The organism is Sporosarcina jeotgali (genome assembly GCF_033304595.1).
Classification (GTDB): domain Bacteria; phylum Bacillota; class Bacilli; order Bacillales_A; family Planococcaceae; genus Sporosarcina; species Sporosarcina jeotgali.
Map to the genome: position 1 here is coordinate 1,888,910 of NZ_CP116341.1, position 18,665 is coordinate 1,907,574.

General features: G+C 43.5%; 22 protein-coding genes and 1 tRNA gene. 1 reads left to right on the top strand and 22 read right to left on the bottom strand.

The genetic code is table 11. From position 1 onward, the window contains the following. Positions 1 to 32: 32 nt before the first annotated feature. The 14 genes from PGH26_RS09315 to PGH26_RS09380 all read right to left on the bottom strand — a co-directional run bounded on the left by PGH26_RS09315 (position 33) and on the right by PGH26_RS09380 (position 10,450). Positions 33 to 662, bottom strand: coding sequence for a DUF4129 domain-containing protein (locus tag PGH26_RS09315; protein WP_323690807.1), 630 nt, complete (start codon positions 660 to 662; stop codon positions 33 to 35). 21 nt (positions 663 to 683) lie between these two features. After that, a complete protein-coding gene (locus tag PGH26_RS09320) occupies positions 684 to 1,592 on the bottom strand; it encodes a hypothetical protein (RefSeq protein WP_323690808.1) in 909 nt (302 codons plus the stop codon). Between the two features lie 567 nt (positions 1,593 to 2,159). Further along, positions 2,160 to 2,233 (bottom strand) — tRNA-Arg (locus tag PGH26_RS09325). 76 nt (positions 2,234 to 2,309) lie between these two features. Further along, positions 2,310 to 2,813 (bottom strand): metallophosphoesterase, encoded by a 504-nt coding sequence (locus PGH26_RS09330; protein ID WP_323690809.1) that lies wholly within the window; start codon positions 2,811 to 2,813, stop codon positions 2,310 to 2,312. Further along, entirely contained in the window at positions 2,810 to 3,424 is a 615-nt protein-coding gene (locus PGH26_RS09335; RefSeq protein ID WP_323690810.1) for an XTP/dITP diphosphatase, read from the bottom strand. Before PGH26_RS09335 ends, PGH26_RS09330 begins: the two co-directional genes overlap by 4 nt. Further along, entirely contained in the window at positions 3,421 to 4,179 is a 759-nt protein-coding gene (gene rph / locus PGH26_RS09340; protein ID WP_323690811.1) for a ribonuclease PH, read from the bottom strand. The genes PGH26_RS09335 and rph overlap by 4 nt, the downstream gene beginning before the upstream one ends. Before the next feature lie 135 nt (positions 4,180 to 4,314). Beyond that, on the bottom strand, positions 4,315 to 5,121 hold the full coding sequence (gene murI, locus PGH26_RS09345; protein WP_323690812.1) for a glutamate racemase: 807 nt from the start codon (positions 5,119 to 5,121) through the stop codon (positions 4,315 to 4,317). Between the two features lies 1 nt (position 5,122). Then, positions 5,123 to 5,530 (bottom strand): MarR family winged helix-turn-helix transcriptional regulator, encoded by a 408-nt coding sequence (locus tag PGH26_RS09350; RefSeq protein WP_431312541.1) that lies wholly within the window; start codon positions 5,528 to 5,530, stop codon positions 5,123 to 5,125. Between the two features lie 215 nt (positions 5,531 to 5,745). Then, positions 5,746 to 6,135, bottom strand: a complete 390-nt coding sequence (locus PGH26_RS09355; RefSeq protein ID WP_323690815.1) for an RDD family protein — start codon at positions 6,133 to 6,135, stop codon at positions 5,746 to 5,748. 169 nt (positions 6,136 to 6,304) lie between these two features. Next, positions 6,305 to 6,526 carry a helix-turn-helix domain-containing protein gene (locus PGH26_RS09360; protein WP_323693502.1) on the bottom strand — a complete coding sequence of 74 codons (222 nt, stop codon included), beginning with the start codon at positions 6,524 to 6,526 and terminating at the stop codon, positions 6,305 to 6,307. Between the two features lie 65 nt (positions 6,527 to 6,591). Continuing rightward, positions 6,592 to 7,047 (bottom strand): acyl-CoA thioesterase, encoded by a 456-nt coding sequence (locus tag PGH26_RS09365; protein WP_323690816.1) that lies wholly within the window; start codon positions 7,045 to 7,047, stop codon positions 6,592 to 6,594. A gap of 169 nt (positions 7,048 to 7,216) precedes the next feature. Beyond that, the gene (gene sdhB, locus PGH26_RS09370) at positions 7,217 to 7,966 is read right to left on the bottom strand and encodes a succinate dehydrogenase iron-sulfur subunit (protein WP_431312542.1); all 750 of its coding nucleotides are present in this window, start codon (positions 7,964 to 7,966) and stop codon (positions 7,217 to 7,219) included. 86 nt (positions 7,967 to 8,052) lie between these two features. After that, positions 8,053 to 9,798, bottom strand: coding sequence for a succinate dehydrogenase flavoprotein subunit (gene sdhA, locus PGH26_RS09375; RefSeq protein WP_323690817.1), 1,746 nt, complete (start codon positions 9,796 to 9,798; stop codon positions 8,053 to 8,055). A gap of 43 nt (positions 9,799 to 9,841) precedes the next feature. Next, positions 9,842 to 10,450 (bottom strand): succinate dehydrogenase cytochrome b558 subunit, encoded by a 609-nt coding sequence (locus PGH26_RS09380; RefSeq protein WP_323690818.1) that lies wholly within the window; start codon positions 10,448 to 10,450, stop codon positions 9,842 to 9,844. Positions 10,451 to 10,680: 230 nt separating this feature from the next. Between PGH26_RS09380 and PGH26_RS09385 the strand changes: the two genes are divergently transcribed. Next, positions 10,681 to 11,100 carry a YslB family protein gene (locus PGH26_RS09385; RefSeq protein WP_323690819.1) on the top strand — a complete coding sequence of 140 codons (420 nt, stop codon included), beginning with the start codon at positions 10,681 to 10,683 and terminating at the stop codon, positions 11,098 to 11,100. Between the two features lie 315 nt (positions 11,101 to 11,415). On the opposite strand, the gene PGH26_RS09390 is transcribed toward PGH26_RS09385, so the two are convergent. From PGH26_RS09390 to PGH26_RS09420, 8 genes are all read right to left on the bottom strand, one after another. Then, positions 11,416 to 11,946 carry a transposase gene (locus PGH26_RS09390; protein ID WP_431312489.1) on the bottom strand — a complete coding sequence of 177 codons (531 nt, stop codon included), beginning with the start codon at positions 11,944 to 11,946 and terminating at the stop codon, positions 11,416 to 11,418. 21 nt (positions 11,947 to 11,967) lie between these two features. Then, positions 11,968 to 12,528, bottom strand: a complete 561-nt coding sequence (locus tag PGH26_RS09395) for a transposase (protein ID WP_323693505.1) — start codon at positions 12,526 to 12,528, stop codon at positions 11,968 to 11,970. Then, positions 12,500 to 12,982: a transposase family protein gene (locus tag PGH26_RS16175; protein WP_431312490.1), complete on the bottom strand. Its 483-nt coding sequence runs from the start codon at positions 12,980 to 12,982 to the stop codon at positions 12,500 to 12,502. Before PGH26_RS16175 ends, PGH26_RS09395 begins: the two co-directional genes overlap by 29 nt. Positions 12,983 to 13,590: 608 nt before the next feature. Then, entirely contained in the window at positions 13,591 to 15,393 is a 1,803-nt protein-coding gene (gene uvrC / locus PGH26_RS09400) for an excinuclease ABC subunit UvrC (RefSeq protein WP_323690820.1), read from the bottom strand. Between the two features lie 64 nt (positions 15,394 to 15,457). Further along, positions 15,458 to 15,772 carry a thioredoxin gene (trxA, locus tag PGH26_RS09405; protein WP_191689142.1) on the bottom strand — a complete coding sequence of 105 codons (315 nt, stop codon included), beginning with the start codon at positions 15,770 to 15,772 and terminating at the stop codon, positions 15,458 to 15,460. A 174-nt stretch (positions 15,773 to 15,946) separates the two neighbouring features. Continuing rightward, positions 15,947 to 16,930: an electron transfer flavoprotein subunit alpha/FixB family protein gene (locus tag PGH26_RS09410; protein WP_323690821.1), complete on the bottom strand. Its 984-nt coding sequence runs from the start codon at positions 16,928 to 16,930 to the stop codon at positions 15,947 to 15,949. A gap of 36 nt (positions 16,931 to 16,966) precedes the next feature. Further along, positions 16,967 to 17,740, bottom strand: a complete 774-nt coding sequence (locus tag PGH26_RS09415; RefSeq protein WP_323690822.1) for an electron transfer flavoprotein subunit beta/FixA family protein — start codon at positions 17,738 to 17,740, stop codon at positions 16,967 to 16,969. Between the two features lie 21 nt (positions 17,741 to 17,761). Continuing rightward, positions 17,762 to 18,535 carry an enoyl-CoA hydratase gene (locus PGH26_RS09420; RefSeq protein WP_323690823.1) on the bottom strand — a complete coding sequence of 258 codons (774 nt, stop codon included), beginning with the start codon at positions 18,533 to 18,535 and terminating at the stop codon, positions 17,762 to 17,764. Positions 18,536 to 18,665: the final 130 nt, after the last annotated feature.

Sequence of the window (18,665 nt, forward strand, 5' to 3'; positions counted from 1 at the left end):
ACTAATTTCCCCTCCTTTCTCATAAACAATTTTTATTCAACGGATTCGCCTAAAGCCTCCATTACCTTTATCCGAAATTCTTGATATTCATCGATTTGAACTTCTCGTTCTCCATACGTAACTTCATCAAAGAATCGAGCGATATGATGGAATTGATTGGCAGATTGCCGATTTACTTTTTTGAGCTCTTCATAATACTCCCAGTTGGTCTTCCAAATACGTGCTTCCACCCATTGTTTTCCATGAAAATAAAGAAGAATTGCTAAAAACATATGGCGAGTTGCAGGCGTTAGCCTATTCAGCTCTTCTTGTTTATTAGCTTCAGATAAATGCATCTGAAAAGACCAATCGATCTCCTTCATAGATTGTAGAGGTTTTTTAGATTGATGTATTTGTCTGCGCTTTTGTTTACGAACAAAATAAACCAAGGCAATGGCAATAAGAATAAGCATGACGGTAATAACAATCGCCAAAATGGGTCCAGCAAGCATGCTCGTCTTCTCCATAGACGGAAAAAGGCGCTCCAAAAATTCAACAATCCAAGCTTTAATCTTCTCCCATAAAGCCGTGAAGAAATTCGTTTCCTGGTCTGTATAAACTGTATACTCTTTCTTACTTAAAATGTTTTCCAGTTCGTCTTTTACGTTCTGTACATTAGCCATAGAAAATCATCCTTATAGAGTTCATGATTGAACCACTGCATACTCATCAATCAGTTCTTTTAAATCCTCTGCATCATGTCTTACTTTTAAATCGAAGTACATCACTGCAAAACCAACAGCAAATATTAATGTTGTGACAATATTTACGAGCGATAGGATCATAGAAAGCAAAACACTATTACCTAAGAACAACCCAAATGTAAGTTCAAAAGCACTGCTGACAATTGAGATGAGTAGAAAGAAGATTATGTACAGTCCTACTAACTTCCAACCCTGCGTGCGGGTCAGTCTCCAACTTCTTGTAAATCCTGGAGTCCCTTCTCCAAGTACTGCAGATCCAAAATAAAAGCTCCAACGGGTAAGTAAATATCCAATAACGATAGCAAAAGCTAAGAATAGTAGTACTCCTACAATAATACCAACTACAGGAAGCGTTGCTATACCAAGTACGAAAACTATTGCGATAAACATGATAGGCAATAGTATTAATCCCGTAACCATGAGTGTAAATAAAAGCGTACTCCCAATGATTGCACCATATCTAGCAAAAGCTTTCTTAACGACCGAGCCAACTGTATATGTTTCATTTTTCCGCAAATGATCGACCACGAATAAAGTAGCTGCTGTAGCAACAGGAAATATGAACAAGCTAACAAAACCTAAGAGGACAACACCTAGGTCGGCACCTAGACTGGTCGTTTCTTCCACTTCGAAACTCGCAGCAATATTTTCATACCAAGCTCCGCCTACAGAAACCTCTCTGAAAAAATTTACGCCAGACACAAGTTTTATCAATGCCTCAATCAAATAGACGGGCCCCATAAATATCAGAGAAATAAAGAAAAAGATTTTAAAATGTTTTTTACTTAAGCTAAAAGTCAAATCGAGTATTTCCCCAAATCTCTTTGGTCTGTTGAGTCGCTCATTCATACCATTCATCTCCTAATTAATAATCATATAAGTCATTCTAACACTATTCAAATAATTGGTGTACACCTGAAAGAAAAAAGCGTAGTCCACTTCCCATCTAAAGGCTGGAAAAGTGACTTCGCTTTCTATGATTTCGGAATCATTTAATTTAATAATTTTAAATAAACTGATAATTTGTTAGTCGTATTTCTCCAAGTTGGCTACCAAGAGAAATACGCTCAGCTTAATTATGAAAAAGGTGATAAGAGAGCATTTCTGTAGGAAGCTTTTCTGTAGTGCCTGGATTTCTGTACGCTAAGCTTTACTGTTTGTTTGAATATCCATGATTGTTTTGCGCATAGGCAGCTACTTTTAAATTTTCCTAACAACATCAGTAATTGTTCTTAACGACACTGACCAATTAATATCCAAGTAAATACTTTCCTGAAACAGAACAATGATGTAAAAATCATTTTCATTTCTTTCATATTTCTGCTCCACTGTATAATAAAAAAACACGTCAATCCTCAAGTTTAAAGGTTTTGACGTGTTTTTGTAATATGGACTTGTTCCGTCTGAACATTAATACGTCCCAGGAGGGATTCGAACCCCCGACCGATGCCTTAGAAGGGCATTGCTCTATCCGGCTGAGCTACTGAGACAACTGCGTCAAATACATAAATGATTTGAACGACAGGTTTTATTATAGGCAAAGAATGAAAATAAGTCAACAGCTTTTTAATTTGTTGTGAAAAACACTTTTTCTACAGCTTCGCCAGTCTCCGGACTGCGGAATGTCACCATAAGAGAATCCCCTTGTTCGATCACCGCATACGTCGCAACACGCCCGTCTCTAGGAAGCAGCGTACTCCCTGGATTTACATACAGCACGCCATCCTGCAGTTCCGCCCCGTACAGGTGTGAGTGGCCGAATAACACGATGTTGGCATTCACTTGCTCTGCAGCGTATTTCAGCTGCATGAGCGACTCTTTCACACCATGCTGGTGGCCGTGGACCATTACTATTTTTTGATTGCCCAATTCAGTTGTTGCTGACTCCGGAAATGTCCCGTTCCAGTCACAGTTGCCTTGAACAATTTCAATCCCTTGCAAAATGCCCGCATCTGCCGCCAATTCACTATCACCACAATGGAAATATCCATCTGCACCGGTTTCCCGATCACGGATCGATTGGATCGTTTCCTGATCACCGTGGGAGTCGCTCATTACGATCAGTTTCATGCGTTCATCCCCGCCTCACTGATTAGACTTGGAAGATGCTTTTCGAACTTGCGCATCGCTTCGCCTCTGTGGGAAATCGCAGCTTTTTCAGCCGGCGTCAACTCTGCCATCGCTTTTTCTTCAGATGGCACATAGAAAATCGGATCATAACCGAAGCCATTCTCTCCATGACGTTCAAATAGAATGGATCCCTCACAGCTTCCTGAAAATGTCTGTGTTTCAATTCCAGGACCTGCGATTGCCAGCACGCAGCGGAACCGAGCATCTCTAGAGCCTTCAGGAACGTCTTTAAGGCCGTTTAACGCTTTATCGATATTGGCCTCGTCATCCTTAGGTTCGCCCGCGTAACGTGCCGAGTAGACACCTGGTTCACCGTTTAATGCATCAATCTCAAGACCACTGTCATCAGAAATGACCCATTTGCCTAAAAACTTCGCTGTTTCTTCCGCTTTTAGAATCGCATTCTCTTCGAATGTCGTTCCCGTTTCCTCTACTTCAATCGGCTCGTCTAGATCTTTCAAAGAAATTACTTCGATGCCGTGTGGTTTGAATAACTCTTCGAAATCTCTTACTTTCCCTTTATTGTTTGTTGCAACTAAAATTTGTTTCATTGTGCAGCCTCCTCTTTTGACTCAATCATGTCACAAATCGTTCCGAGTGCTTGTTTTTGCAGGTCAATCAATTGCTGGATGCCGTTTTCCGCAAGATCCAGAAGTCCATTCATCTCTTTGCGAGTGAATGTAGACTCTTCGCCTGTGCCTTGTAACTCAACAAATTCGCCGGTGCTCGTCATGACAACGTTCATATCCACCGCTGCGGATGAATCTTCGACGTAATCCAAATCCAAAATGAGCTCATTTGAATCTGATTTTCCAACACTTGTTGCAGCCAGGTATTGAGTAATCGGGAATTTCGGCAATTTTTTTCGCTCGACGATCCCCGCAGTGGCCATTGCCATCGCTACAAACGCTCCCGTAATCGATGCTGTACGTGTTCCGCCGTCGGCTTGGATGACATCACAGTCGATCCAAATCGTCCGCTCTCCCAGCGCTTCCAGGTCAATGACTGCCCGCAATGCTCTGCCGATCAAACGCTGGATTTCCATCGTACGGCCGCCAATTTTCCCTTTAGATGCTTCACGCTGTGTCCGTTGTCCTGTTGCTCTAGGCAGCATGGAATATTCTGCAGTTACCCAGCCTTTTCCGCTTCCGCGTAAAAACGGCGGTACCCGATCTTCCACAGATGCTGTACAAATCACTTTTGTATTGCCAACTGTGATCAGAACCGAGCCTTCCGGATGAAGTAAATAATCCTTTTCAATCTGTACATTTCTTAGAGCGTCAACTGCTCGTCCATCATGTCTCATTAGTATATTCCTTCTTTCTTTTCATCCATCCATCTTATCATAACCATTCAAACCCGCGCAAAAACCCGGCTGCCAGCTCGCCGGGTTAAGATTACTTTAATTATTTCAACAAGCATCACTGCGGCATCCTGCATCTTAAAGAACTAGCTTCTCCACCATAGGATCCTCTATATGCAGCCAGTCTTTTACGATTAATTCAAAATGAGCTGGGTCACCCGTTGTGTAGAACACAGACTTTCGTGCAGTCACGGTTTCCCGCTGTAACTGCAGTTCATCCAAAATCCGAATGGACATATCTGCTGTCGCTGAACCTGATGTAATGAGTTCAGTGCCTGCAGGCAAATGCTTCCGAATAAAGTGCGACAACAGCGGGAAATGCGTACATCCCAATATTGCAGCATCGAACGTCTCGTCAGATAGTGGAACAAGCGTCTTTTCGACAACTCGGTCCGCCTCTTCTAACTTGTATACGCCGCGTTCTACAATGGGAACAAATTCAGGACACGCGAGTCCATGAATATACGCATCAGGCGCCAATGCTAAAATTGCATGGTCATATGCCTGACTCTTCACAGTCCCGCTTGTCCCGAGAACTACAATCCGCTTTGTCTTCGATTTTTCAACCGCTGTTCGGGCACCTGGCTCAATCACTCCGATAATCGGGAAATTGAACAAAGGCTGAACGTGCTCCAATGCAAATGCGGTCGCCGTGTTACAAGCAATGACAGCCATTTTGACGCCGAATTTGTCGAGTGCACTGATAAGTTCATGCGTGAACTGGACGACTTCTTGCGGAGACCGATTGCCATATGGGCACCGGGCGTCATCTCCTATGTATAAAAATTGTTCGTTCGGCATTCGATTCAGAAGCTCGTCCATCACAGTGAGACCGCCCACTCCTGAGTCGATAATGCCGATGGGTAAATCTGAGAGTTCGGTCATGTTAATCTTTGCTCATTTCCACGTGTAGTTTTGACAGCAGTTCTGTAAACGTTGACAATTCTTTCGGGTTAAAATCTTTTACTACATCTTGCAAGTATTCGCGTCGCTTATCGATTACCTCTTCGATTACTCGCTCTCCTTCAGCTAACAGATGAATTCGTACCACACGACGGTCTTTTTCGTCCCGTACACGTTTCACCAATTCATTCTTTTCCATTCGATCGACTAAATCAGTCGTCGTGCTGAATGCCAAAAACATTCTGTTCGACAAATCACCGATTGTCATATCTCCATGTTCAAATAACCATTGGAGCGCAACGAATTGAGGAGGTGTAATCGTATAGTTACTTAAAATCTTGCGCCCTTGCTGCTTTATGATTGCTGCGATATAACGCAAATCTTTTTCCATATGATGAATTTCTTCAAGATTTGCTGTGACCTTTTCCGTCAATGATACCAGCTCCAAATCATGAGTTTGCTTATTATTTTCCTCTTAAATCATCTAAAAAGCAATACATATCTAGTTGTCTGATCTTCTGAGGTTTCACATTTGACCATGACTCCACGGGATTGTCACATTTGAACGAGGTGCTTGTGCAGTTTCTCTTGGACGTCACTGACCCCTCAAATTTCCTTCACAATTGTTCCTGCATAAGAATCATGAGGTAAAACCTTTCCATCATCTTTCTCGAACCCTTGACGATTGCCGATAAATTGAAACGTATTAAACGTATCTCGATAAAAAGTTCGTTTTAATAGCTGTTTTGTATTCAAATCCGTTCCATTTTCGCTTTCCAAAACTAATCCCATTTTCTTATAACCAACAGTTTGTCCACTTCTAACTAGTTGAACACATTCAAGTGTGCACATAACAACTGATGGCGTCACAAGTGCATGAATTGCTTCATTTTTCACCTTTTTACGGAGAAAATATTCACTTACGCCAATTACGGCAGCGGATAGTGCTAAGTCTATAAAATAGGCTTTCATTCGTTTTTTTGTAATTGGTTTCATTTACTGCTCCCCCTATTGAATTGCATGAATGAATTCGGTAAATCTATTCCTTGTTCACCTATTTTACCACATGCTCAGCTACCCATCCGACTCACATATCTTGCAGCCCCATCATAAAAAGAAAAAAGGCTGCAGATTCCTCCACAACCTTTCTTAAAGCATACAGGTATTAATCCAAACTGAGCTCGCCGAGTCTAAGCAATTCTATCATCGCTTGTGCTCGACCAGAAACGCCCAGTTTTTGAATCGTATTTGAAATGTGATTGCGGACCGTTTTTTCACTGATGCCAAGCTTTGCCGCAATTTCTTTCGTTGTATGGTCAGCTATGAGCAATGTAAAAATTTCACGTTCCCTGCCAGTGAGAACAGATCGGTTGTTTAACTCCTCCATCAAGACGCGCCCCTCCTATTCGGTTTCCCTTTACAGTATTCCAAATAGAGAAAGGCTGTGCCGGCTTAATTCCTAGTTCTTTCGAAGAACAACTCTTTTTCCTCTTCTGTCCAAGCTGCACCCGAGCCTGTTTTCTTCGAAATTTGAACCATCGCACCGCGTCCTGTGAATACAACTTCCCCCTTCGTATTCTTCGCCATATAATGAATATCGACTGAACTGTTCCCAATCGAGTCGGCTTTTACATACACATCAATCGATTCGTCAAAAAACACCTGCTTCATATAATCACACTGCAAATCCGCCACAACCGGAATCCGCTCTCCCTTAGGATCCAGCCAATCATTCATCAAGCCTAAGCTTTTCAAATAATCAATCCGTGCCTGCTCAAAATACGCAAACGTCACGGTATTATTCAAATGCCCAAACATATCGGTCTCCGAAAATCGAACTCGCATAGGCGCTGAAAATCGAAACCCGGCTTCCCACTCTTCAAAATTCTCAATATAACTCTGCTTCATTCTATTCTCCCCCAGTTCAATAAGTGAATCATCATTCATTCTTTGATTATATCAAACAACTCAGACAATAAGTAGCGAAACCCTGCAAGGGATTTTTAGAGTTCATTCCAACAAAAAAAGCCCGGAAAATCAGCTCTCGCTGAATTTCCAGGCAGTTTTCTAGCAGACATCAGTCTACCATATGGTCACTTCCGAAGAAGTTCTTAAACATCTGTACAGTTGTCGCACGGTTCATCGCCGCAATTGACGTCGTCAAAGGAATTCCTTTTGGACACGCAACTACACAGTTCTGTGAGTTGCCGCACTCTGCAATTCCTCCATCCGTCATCAATGCTGCCAAGCGCTCGTCCTTGTTCTGTGCACCCGTTGGATGGGTATTGAACAAACGAACTTGTGAAAGCGCGAATGGTCCCATGAAGTTCGTGCTGTCGTTCACATTCGGGCATGCCTCAAGACATACACCGCAAGTCATACATTTTGAAAGTTCATATGCCCACTGGCGCTTACGCTCAGGCATACGCGGACCTTCACCAAGATCATACGTACCATCGATTGGAATCCATGCTTTGATTTTCTTAAGAGAATCGAACATGCCTTCACGATCGACAACCAAGTCACGAACGACTGGGAATGTACGCATCGGCTCTAATTTAATAGGCTGTGTCAACTGATCAACCAGCGCAGTACATGACTGGCGCGGACGTCCATTGATAACCATTGAACATGCTCCGCAAACTTCTTCCAGACAGTTCATGTCCCAGTTAATCGGCGTAGTCTTTTCACCATTTTTATTCACTGGGTTCCGTCGGATTTCCATGAGTGCAGAAATGACGTTCATGTTGGGCTTATATGGGATTTCGAAAGATTCCATGTACGGTGCAGATTCAGGTGTATCTTGCCGCTGGATATCGAATAGAATTGTTTTACCTGGTGCTGTTTGTTCTTGTACAGCAGTTTGTTGTTCGCTCACTTCTGTCAGTCTCCTTTCGATAGGGAATTATCGACTTACGATTTAGAATAATCGCGTTTACGAGGTGGAATCAAAGAAATGTCTACATCTTCATACGTTAAGATTGGTGCAGATTCTCCGTCGAACGTCGCAATTGTCGTTTTCAAGAAGTTTTCATCATCACGTTCTGGGAAATCAGGCTTGTAGTGCGCACCGCGGCTCTCGTTACGGTTAAGCGCACCGAGCGTAATCACGCGAGCTAGATACAACATGTTCTTTAACTGACGAGTAAATGTCGCACCTTGGTTTGACCACTGTTGCGTATCCGTCATATCGATGTTTTCCCAACGCTCAAGCAATTCAAGGATCTTTTTATCTGTCGCTTCCAACTTATCGTTGTAACGAACAACCGTTACGTTCTCAGTCATGAGTTCACCAAGTTCGCGGTGAATTACATACGCGTTCTCAGTACCCTTCATGTTAAGAATTGCATCCCACTTCTCTTGCTCTTCTTTCACAGCGTCGTCAAATATTTTAGAAGGCATGTCATCTGCAGAGTGCTTCAGACCCTTCATATACTTAACGGCTTCTGGTCCAGCAAGCATTCCGCCATAGATCGCAGAAAGCAATGAGTTCGCGCCTAGACGGTTACCGCCGTGTTGCGAGTAATCACATTCACCAGCAGCAAACAATCCTGGGATTGAAGTATGCTGTTCGTAATCGACCCATAGTCCGCCCATTGAATAGTGAACTGCCGGGAAGATTTTCATCGGAACTTTACGTGGGTCATCCCCAGTAAACTTCTCATAAATCTCAATGATTCCGCCAAGCTTAACATCAAGCTCATGTGGATCTTTGTGGGACAAGTCCAGATAAACCATGTTTTCACCGTTGATACCAAGGCGCTGGTTCACACACACGTCAAAGATTTCACGCGTTGCAACATCACGCGGCACAAGGTTACCGTAAGCTGGATATTTTTCCTCTAGGAAGTACCAAGGCTTACCGTCTTTATAAGTCCAAATCCGGCCGCCTTCACCACGGGCAGATTCACTCATAAGACGAAGTTTGTCGTCTCCAGGAATTGCTGTCGGGTGAATCTGGATGAATTCGCCGTTTGCATATTTCGCACCTTGTTGATAAACGATAGATGCCGCTGAACCTGTATTGATCACAGAGTTTGTTGACTTACCAAAGATGATTCCTGGTCCGCCTGTTGCCATAATGACAGCGTCGCCAGGGAAAGCTTTGATTTCCATCGTTCTAAGGTTTTGTGCTTTAATACCGCGGCAAACCCCTTCGTCATCTATAATAACGCCAAGGAATTCCCAGTGTTCGTATTTCTGAACGAGACCTGCAACCTCTTGCGCACGAACTTGCTCGTCCAATGCGTAAAGGAGCTGCTGCCCAGTAGTTGCACCTGCATAAGCGGTACGGTGGTGCATTGTTCCGCCAAAACGACGGAAGTCAAGAAGACCTTCTGGTGTACGGTTGAACATAACACCCATCCGGTCGAGTAAGTGGATAATACCAGGAGCCGCATCTGCCATCGCTTTAACTGGTGGCTGGTTCGCTAGGAAGTCGCCTCCGTAAATCGTATCGTCAAAGTGGATCCATGGTGAATCTCCTTCACCCTTCGTGTTCACGGCGCCGTTAATACCGCCTTGCGCACAAACGGAGTGAGAACGCTTTACAGGAACGAGGGAAAACAAGTCTACTCCTACGCCTTCTTCTGATGCTTTGATGGTCGCCATGAGGCCGGCTAGACCGCCGCCAACGACAATCACTCTACCTTTTGACATTATTGTTTCACTCCTCAAAGTTTACATAATAACGTATTATTTCTTATGCGAATGCGAATAGTGCGCGCATTCCAATTACAGAAAGTACTACGAAGATAATAAGCGTTACCCAAGTAACGATTTTTTGTGAGCGTGGTGATTGTGCCAATCCCCAAGTAACTAGGAATGACCAAACGCCGTTCGCCAAGTGGAATGTAGCCGCAAGAATACCAAGTGCGTAGAAGACGATCATGAATGGATTAGAGAAAATATCCGCCATCATGTCAAAGTTGACTTCTGCACCGAATAATTTTTGGATACGTGTTTCATAAATGTGCCATGCAATGAAGATGACAAGGAATACACCTGTTATGCGCTGCAACATGAACATCCAGTTACGGAATGTTCCATATCGTTGCACGTTGTTTTTCGAAGTAAATGCTAAATACACTCCGTAAAACGCGTGGAACATGAGCGGTATGTAGATGACGAACCATTCCAGGAAATAAATGAACGGCAGGTTTTCAATGAAATGCGCCGCAGTGTTAAATGATTCAGCACCTCTTGTTGCAAAATGGTTAATGATCAAGTGTTGCGTCACGAACAAACCAATCGGAATAATTCCAAGCAATGAATGCAAGCGGCGCCAGTAAAACTCTGATTCTCTCACCAAGTGATTTACCCTCCCTTATTTATGAGCCGGATGTCTGATTCTGCCTGATAAAACCCCAAGCGAATGTTTGACGGTCCGTCTCTTCATGTTACAATATAATAACATGTACATTGTACTCCTCCATATTGGGAAGGTCAAGGTGACTTACTTGTCTGATTGACCTTTAGTTGCAAATCTTACGACATACCATTTAGAGGGAATTTGATAGATATGAAAGGGATGCTCGCGTTTTGGCACACGAAACAACTGGAGAGCCGACACGATTCGGCTACGAACTACTGAGAGACCATGTAATTCCCGGCATTCTCGGAAAACATGAAGATGACATTTTGTATTGGGCCGGAAAAGAGATTGCCCGGAAGTTCCCTGTCTTTTCCACAGATGAAATTCCTGATTTTTTTAACGAAGCCGGCTGGGGCGAGTTGAGTTTAGCAAGTTCAGGCAAGGAAGAAGCAGATTATCAATTATCAGAACGGATCATTTCTCCTGCCACCAAGGATTCCTACCACTTAGAATCCGGCTTCATTGCCGAGCAATATCAAATTGCGAATGGCTGCTTAACGGAATGTTACGGTTCACGAGATGAAAAAACGGGACAAATTGTCTTGCAGGTACGCTGGGATGAAACCTTTAAAATTGAAAAGAAATAACTGACTGGAGAATGAGCAATGGCTCATTCTTCAGTTTTTTTGTGCGGATCAGTCTTTATGAGATGCGTGCGATGCGATTAGGTCTTCTTTGAAATTGAATTGCTTCGCATGGCGAAGCTCACATTATAAGGTCTTGATTTTGATTGGTTAAGGTCACTTTTTCGCGAGTTGAGATTGGAATTCACCTAGAGTCTCGCCGCGGGATATGGGCTGTGTGTGGTTATGATCGCTTTCCCGGGGGTTATGGTTCTTACGCGAAAACGGGGAGTATCCCTCTAACCTATTACGTCTTAAATGATTACTTTTTGAAAATAATTACAGGTGATACAATACTCTCTTTTCCAAGACCCTAAAGCTTGCTCGACCATACATTAACCGCTTAAGTGTCTTTAACCGATTGACATTTCCCTCTGTCGGACCATTGCTCCAATGCAAACGTATCCCAAGCAGAATGGCATCTAAATCATTTTTCACTCCTTGGAAAAACGATTGGATAGATTTATTTTCAAAACCCTTATGATTTTCTATCCATTGTGGCAATTGGTCAGCTGCTTTTTCTTTGATCAATGATCGAAATGAATGAATCAATTTACTTAATTCTTTTATTTGAGGAAATGTAGACAAAAAATCTGGATAGAAGCTTTGTAGTTCTTCAAGAACGTCTTCATTATCAGGATTCCATAATAACCGTAAGGTCTTTTGCCGAAAAGACAGACCCGGGGTTTCCAAGTTAGCAGAGCGATTACGTGCGCTTGTAATCATTCCAGTCAATGTATCCAGGGATCCAGTATATCCTTGAGATCGGCATGTCTCCTCAATTTGGTCGGAACTCATTTTATCTTTCACCAGTGAAGAAACCAAGGGATATTAGGCGGTATCGGGCGAAGCACGTTCCTCATAAGGAGACACTGTCTGATTTAAGTCGGAGTAGACAGTGTTCCTTACAACACCGAGTTTCCGTGCGATCGTTGCGACACGATATCCCTCTGAAAATAACTGCTGGGATTGTTGAATACGCTGCCATCTTTCTTCAGACCGGTTCCATGGAACCGAATCAGATTCTTGAGCTAAAGTCGTTTCAACTTTTTTATCCACGGTTATAGAAGATGCGTTCCACTTCCTAGGGATACACGAATAAATGGCTTTTTTTGACGCTTCGAACAGCTGATGAAGTACATGCCAGCGATCAGCCACCTGCTGAATAGTAGGCGAAGCATCATGAACTGCCTTGGCATACCCTCTTGATCCGTCCCGAGTAATAAGACAGATTTCCGGATGGCCTAAAAGCCACTTCGTGACTTCCGCTGAATCTCGTGTCGGTATCAACCCTAGCGGCTTGTTTGTCTCCAAATCAATAAAAATCGTTCCATAAGATAGACGCTTCTTGAACGCGAAGTCATCAATTCCTACAAAAGGGAGAGCCCTCAGGGTTCTCTGGGGTAAATGATTTGTTTTTTATGGATCGTAAAATCGTGTCATGACTGACTGGAATGTGAAGAGAGCGGCAGATCTTTTCCGCAGCTAGGCAACTCGTCGAAAAACCAATAGTCTCAATTACTCTTTCTAATCGTTCTGTTCTTCTGTGATAAGGTTGTAGCCATGGGATTCGCTCAGTGAAAACCCGTGCGTTACACTCGGTATTTTCGCAGAACCATTTACTTGTAATCACCTGAATTTCGACCGGAGTATCCGCATTAGCTAAATCTTTCACCAATCGAGTGTATCGGCTATGGCGACGATGGGAAGTTGCCTGGCACTTTGGGCATTTGGAAGAACTAGAACGAAGTTCAATAATAAGAAAAATCACATCATCTGTCTGTTTGAAATACAAGAGTTGATCTTTTTCTATGAACGGAAGTGTTAAATTCGTTAGCAATTCCATAGGGAGCCACCCTTTCGTTTTTTCTAAAACTATACCCAGAAAATGACGAAATGAAGCCTCCCCAAACCACCGTAAGAACCGGGGTTATGATCATATTTACTGGGTTATGAGCGTTTTTTTGTGGGTATGATCACTTTTCCCGGGTTATGATCACCTTTTGTGATTTATGAGCGCAATGTTGTGGTTATGATCACTTTGCTGACTTTTATGAGCACTCCTCCTTCAATACGCAGCGGAGGGAGGAATAGCGAATTCATTTCAACTAAAAATTCGCCATTCACGTTTCTTCTTGATCACTAATTGCTTCGCATGGCGAAGCTCACATTATAAGGTCTTGATTTTGATTGGTTAAGGTCACTTTTTCGCGAGTTGAGATTGGAATTCACCTAGAGTCTCGCCGCGGGATATGGGCTGTGTGTGGTTATGATCGCTTTCCCGGGGGTTATGATCATATTTACTGGGTTATGAGCGTTTTTTTGTGGGTATGATCACTTTGCTGACTTTTATGAGCACATACCTGGTTTTTAGAAACAGCTCCTATGCGGCACTATTATAATAGAAACAACTCTGTCCATATCATGGAAAAAACGGACCAGTGGCCCGTTTTTTTAGTCGCTTGCCGGCTCGGCAGGCTTATTCTTTTCAGCGAAATATTCAGCAACCGATTCAGCAACAGCTGCAGGGAGTCCGGCTTCTATCAGCTGCTCTTTTGATGCAACTTTAATTTTCTTTACTGAGCCAAAGTGCTTCAGCAATTTCTGCTTTCGCTTCGGTCCAACTCCAGGTAGCCCGTCAAGCGCAGATACAAGCGATCCTGTATCGCGGCGCTGCCTGTGGAATGTGATGGCAAAACGGTGGACTTCATCCTGGATTCGCTGCAGTAAATAGAATGCCTCACTTGAACGCTTCAGCGGAATGAGTTCAGGAGGAGATCCATACAACAATTGTGCAGTTTGGTGCTTGTCGTCTTTCGCGAGGCCGGCAATCGGAATGGAAAGTCCCAATTCATCCTCAACTACTTCCCTTGCAATCCCCATCTGCCCTTTTCCGCCATCTATGACAATCAAATCGGGCAATGGCAAATTGTCTTTCAGCACACGCGTATAACGCCGGCGTATGACTTCTCGCATAGCACCGTAATCGTCATGCGCAGCTGCGGTTTTTGTCTTGTATTTGCGGTAATCTTTTCGATTCGGCTTTCCATCGACGAAAGAGACCATTGCTGAAACCGGCTCTACTCCGTGTGTGTGAGAGTTATCAAACGCTTCGATGCGCAGCGGAATTGAAATGTTCATGGCATCACTCAACTCTTCACAAGCTCCAATCGTGCGTTCTTCTTGCCGGTCGATCAGCTGGAACTTTTGCTTCAACGAAATGGAGGCATTCTTATTAGCCAGCTGCACCAAATCTTTTTTCTTCCCGCGCTGCGGAATGTAGACATGGATATCCAGCAATTGCTCAACGATTTCCTGATCAATTCCAGGAGGCAACAACACTTCGCTCGGTTTAATATGCGATAGCTTGCTATAAAACTGCCCGATGAATGTCAGCAATTCTTCTTCTGGATCTCGGTACACCGGAAATAGCGAAACATCTCGCTCTATCAGCTTTCCTTGGCGTACGAAAAATACTTGAACGCACATCCAGCCTTTTTCAACAGCATAGCCAAAAATATCTCGATCCTTAAAATCATGCATCGTCATCGTCTGTTTTTCCATAACGGTTTCAATGTTTGAAATTTGATCGCGATATTCTGTTGCTCGTTCAAACTCAAGACTTTCAGCAGCATCATTCATCTTTTGAGTGAGCTCTTTTTTCATGCTCTTATAGCCGCCATTCAAGAAACGGGCGATATCATCGGTCATTTCTTTGTAGGTCTCTTTAGATACATCATACACACAGGGTGCCAGACATTGACCCAGATGATAGTACAGACAAACCCGATCTGGAAGTGTATGGCACTTGCGATATGGATACAACCGGTCTAACAGTTTCTTCGTTTCTGTTGCTGCCGTCACGTTCGGATAGGGGCCGAAATAGCGGCCTTTATCTTTCTTTACAATACGGGTAACGATTAGTTTAGGATGACGTTCCGCTGTCAGCTTCAAATACGGATACGTTTTATCATCTTTCAGCATGATGTTGTATTTAGGATCGTATTGTTTGATTAAATTCAGCTCAAGAATCAGCGCCTCAATGTCAGACGATGTAATAATCGTTTCAAAGTCTTCAATTTCAGTCACAAGCCGTTGTGTTTTCGCATCATGGGAGCCCGTGAAATAACTGCGGACGCGATTTTTTAAAACTTTTGCTTTACCCACATAAATCACAGTCCCCTGCCGGTCTTTCATCATATAACAGCCCGGCATATCAGGAAGAATCGCGAGCTTATTTTGGATTAATTCATTCATCTTAAATCACCTGCCAAAAAAACCGGGTTCCTCTAGAAAAGGGACCCGGTTCAGGATAGTAAACTTATGCGTGCTGCTCAACCAATTTAGCGAGCTCTTCTTTCGGACGGAAGCCAACCACTTTATCAACAGTCTCGCCGTTTTTCATAACGAGCAATGTTGGGATTGACATGATTCCGAATTTGCTTGCTGTTTCTTGGTTATCGTCTACGTTTACTTTAACGATTTTTGCTTTCCCTTCGATTTCGCCATCCAATTCTTCTAGAACTGGAGCAATCATTTTACAAGGTCCGCACCACGGTGCCCAAAAATCAACAAGTACTACACCATCATTAGTTTTTTCTGTGAAATCTGCATCTGTTGCATTTAAAATAGCCATTGGGTAAGTCCTCCTTTATAGGTAACAACTATGAAGTCATTATAGCATGCAGCTTTTGAACAGGCGAAATATCTGCCTACTCCTGCTGCTGCGCTACTTCACTTCAGATAGGTAAGAGCAGAAGTGACTTCTTCACTTCTGCTCTTATTGTCAGTACCCTATTTCATACTCTGATTAAACAGCAGGTGAACCTTTTAGTTTCTTAACTTCTTCAATCATCATTGGAACGACTTCAAATAGGTCGCCTACGATTCCGTAGTCCGCTACTTTGAAGATGTTCGCTTCAGGATCTTTGTTAATCGCAACGATAACTTTTGAGTTCGACATACCAGCCATGTGCTGGATTGCGCCTGAGATTCCGACAGCAATGTACAAATCAGGTGTTACAACTTTGCCTGTTTGTCCGATTTGCAGTGAGTAATCACAGTAATCCGCGTCACATGCACCGCGTGAAGCTCCAACAGCTCCGCCAAGTAAGTGTGCAAGCTCGTCAAGCGGTTTGAATCCGTCTTCACTCTTCACGCCGCGGCCGCCAGCGATAATTACTTTCGCTTCTGACAAATCTACACCTTCCGTAGATTTACGAACAACGTTTGCAATAACAGAACGAAGATTTGTAATATCGACCGTTAATGATGAAACGTCGCCTGTGCGGCTTTCATCTTTTGCAAGCGGTTCGATGTTGTTCGGACGGATCGTAATGAATAGAAGTCCGCCTTTGCTTTGAACTTTTTCAAATGCTTTTCCTGAATAGATCGGGCGGATGAATTCAGCTGCATCGCCTTCTCCTTCAATCTTAGTTACATCCGAGATAAGACCAGAGCTTAATTTACTTGCCAGTTTTGGAGAAAGGTCTTTCCCCATTGCCGTATGGCCCAATACAATTGCGTCTGGCTTTTCTTGCTCATAGACTGCCATGAACGCTTGACTGTAGCCGTCAGACGTATATTGCTTCAAGTGCGGGTGTTCAACTGTAACAACGCGATCTGCCCCGTATTGAACCATTTCTTGAGCTAAATTTTCAACAGAGTCCCCAAGGAGAACAGCGGTAACTGTTCCGCCTCCTGAAATTGTTTTTGCTGCAGCAATCGTTTCAAATGAGACGTTGCGCAGTTCGCCTTCACGAGCTTCGCCAAGTACTAATACATTTTTAGACATATAGAGTCCCTCCTAGAACGGTTTAAGTTGCCGGTATTATATGACTTTCGCTTCTTTGTTCAATAAGTTTACCAATTCGCTTACCTGATCCGAGATATCGCCTTCAAGAACTCGTCCAGCTGCCTTTTCAGGCGGCATGAAGATGTCTACTGTTTTTGTTTTCGCTTCAACATCGTCTTCATCAAGATCCAGATCATCCAATTCCAATTCTTCAAGAGGCTTTTTCTTCGCCTTCATGATTCCTGGAAGAGATGGGTAACGCGGCTCGTTCAATCCTTGTTGAGCTGTTACGAGCAGCGGCAATGATGTTTCGATTGTTTCAGAGTCTCCTTCAACGTCACGGACAAGTGTTGCGGATGTCCCGTCGATTTTCAACTCAGTAATTGTTGTGACATAGTTAATGCCGAGAAGTTCAGCGACACGCGGTCCGACTTGACCAGAACCGCCGTCAATCGCCACGTTTCCTGCGATAATCAAATCCGCATCTTTGTCTTTTAAGTATTCAGAGATAATTTTAGCTGCTGAGAATTCATCCATCTCATCCAGATCATCCTCCGTGTTGATCAATACCGCTTTGTCTGCGCCCATAGCAAGTGCAGTACGGAGCTGCTTTTCAGCGTCTTCTCCTCCAATTGAAAGGACTGTTACTTCACCGCCGTGTTCGTCACGGACTTGAATCGCTTCTTCAACAGCATACTCGTCGTATGGGTTGATGATGAACTCCGCGCCATCCTCCTGGATCGCACCGTTCTTTACAACAATCTTTTCCTCTGTGTCAAATGTACGTTTTACTAAAGCATAAATGTTCATACTGCAGACCTCCTTGACGTATTATCGTCCATTAAATTTAGGTTCACGTTTTTCTATGAATGCTTGAATGCCTTCTTTGGCATCTTCTGATACAAATACTTCGCCAAACGAATTTGCTTCTGCCTCGACGCCCTTATGATAGGAATCGTCTTTGGTGAATTGAAGCATAGCCAATGCAGCTTTCATTGCTACAGGACTTTTCTTAGCTATTTTGTGTGCAATTGCCATCGTTTCGGATAGCAGCACGTCTTCAGCAAAGACGCGGTTCGCGAGTCCCCATTTCACAGCTTCCAGTCCCGTAATCGGATCGCTCGTCAGCAGCATTTCAGCTGCTTTCGCTTTCCCAACGTACCCTGGAAGTCTTTGTGTTCCAGCGAAGCCGGGAATCAGGCCAAGCTGCAACTCTGGTAGACCGAGTTTTGCGTTTTCAGTGACAAAACGCATGTGACAAGCCATTGCAAGTTCGAGTCCTCCACCCAATGCTGCGCCGTGAATCGCTGCGATCACCGGTTTGTGGTAGGTTTCTAACTGGTCGAAGATGCGTTGACCGTCTGCTGACAGTTTTGAGAACTCCGCTCCTGAAGTGACCGTTGTAAATTCTTTAATGTCGGCTCCCGCAGAGAAGAACTTCCCTTCTCCGTGCAAGACGATGACTCGTACTTCGTCAATGTCTTTCAGTTGTTCTAGCAAGTCGCCAACTTCTAGAATGAGCGCTCTTGAGAGTGCGTTTGCAGGGGGACGGTTGATTGTTGCGACGGCGACCCCTTGGTCAATTGAGACTTTCAAAAAATCCATGTCATCCCATCCTTTTTCAGTACGGTTTGCTGTGATGATTTTTAAAATGGAAGCGCCTTCAATGATAGCATACTAGTTTATTAAAAATAAAGACTTACCACTTTGTTGCGACAATTTGGTGTAAATATAG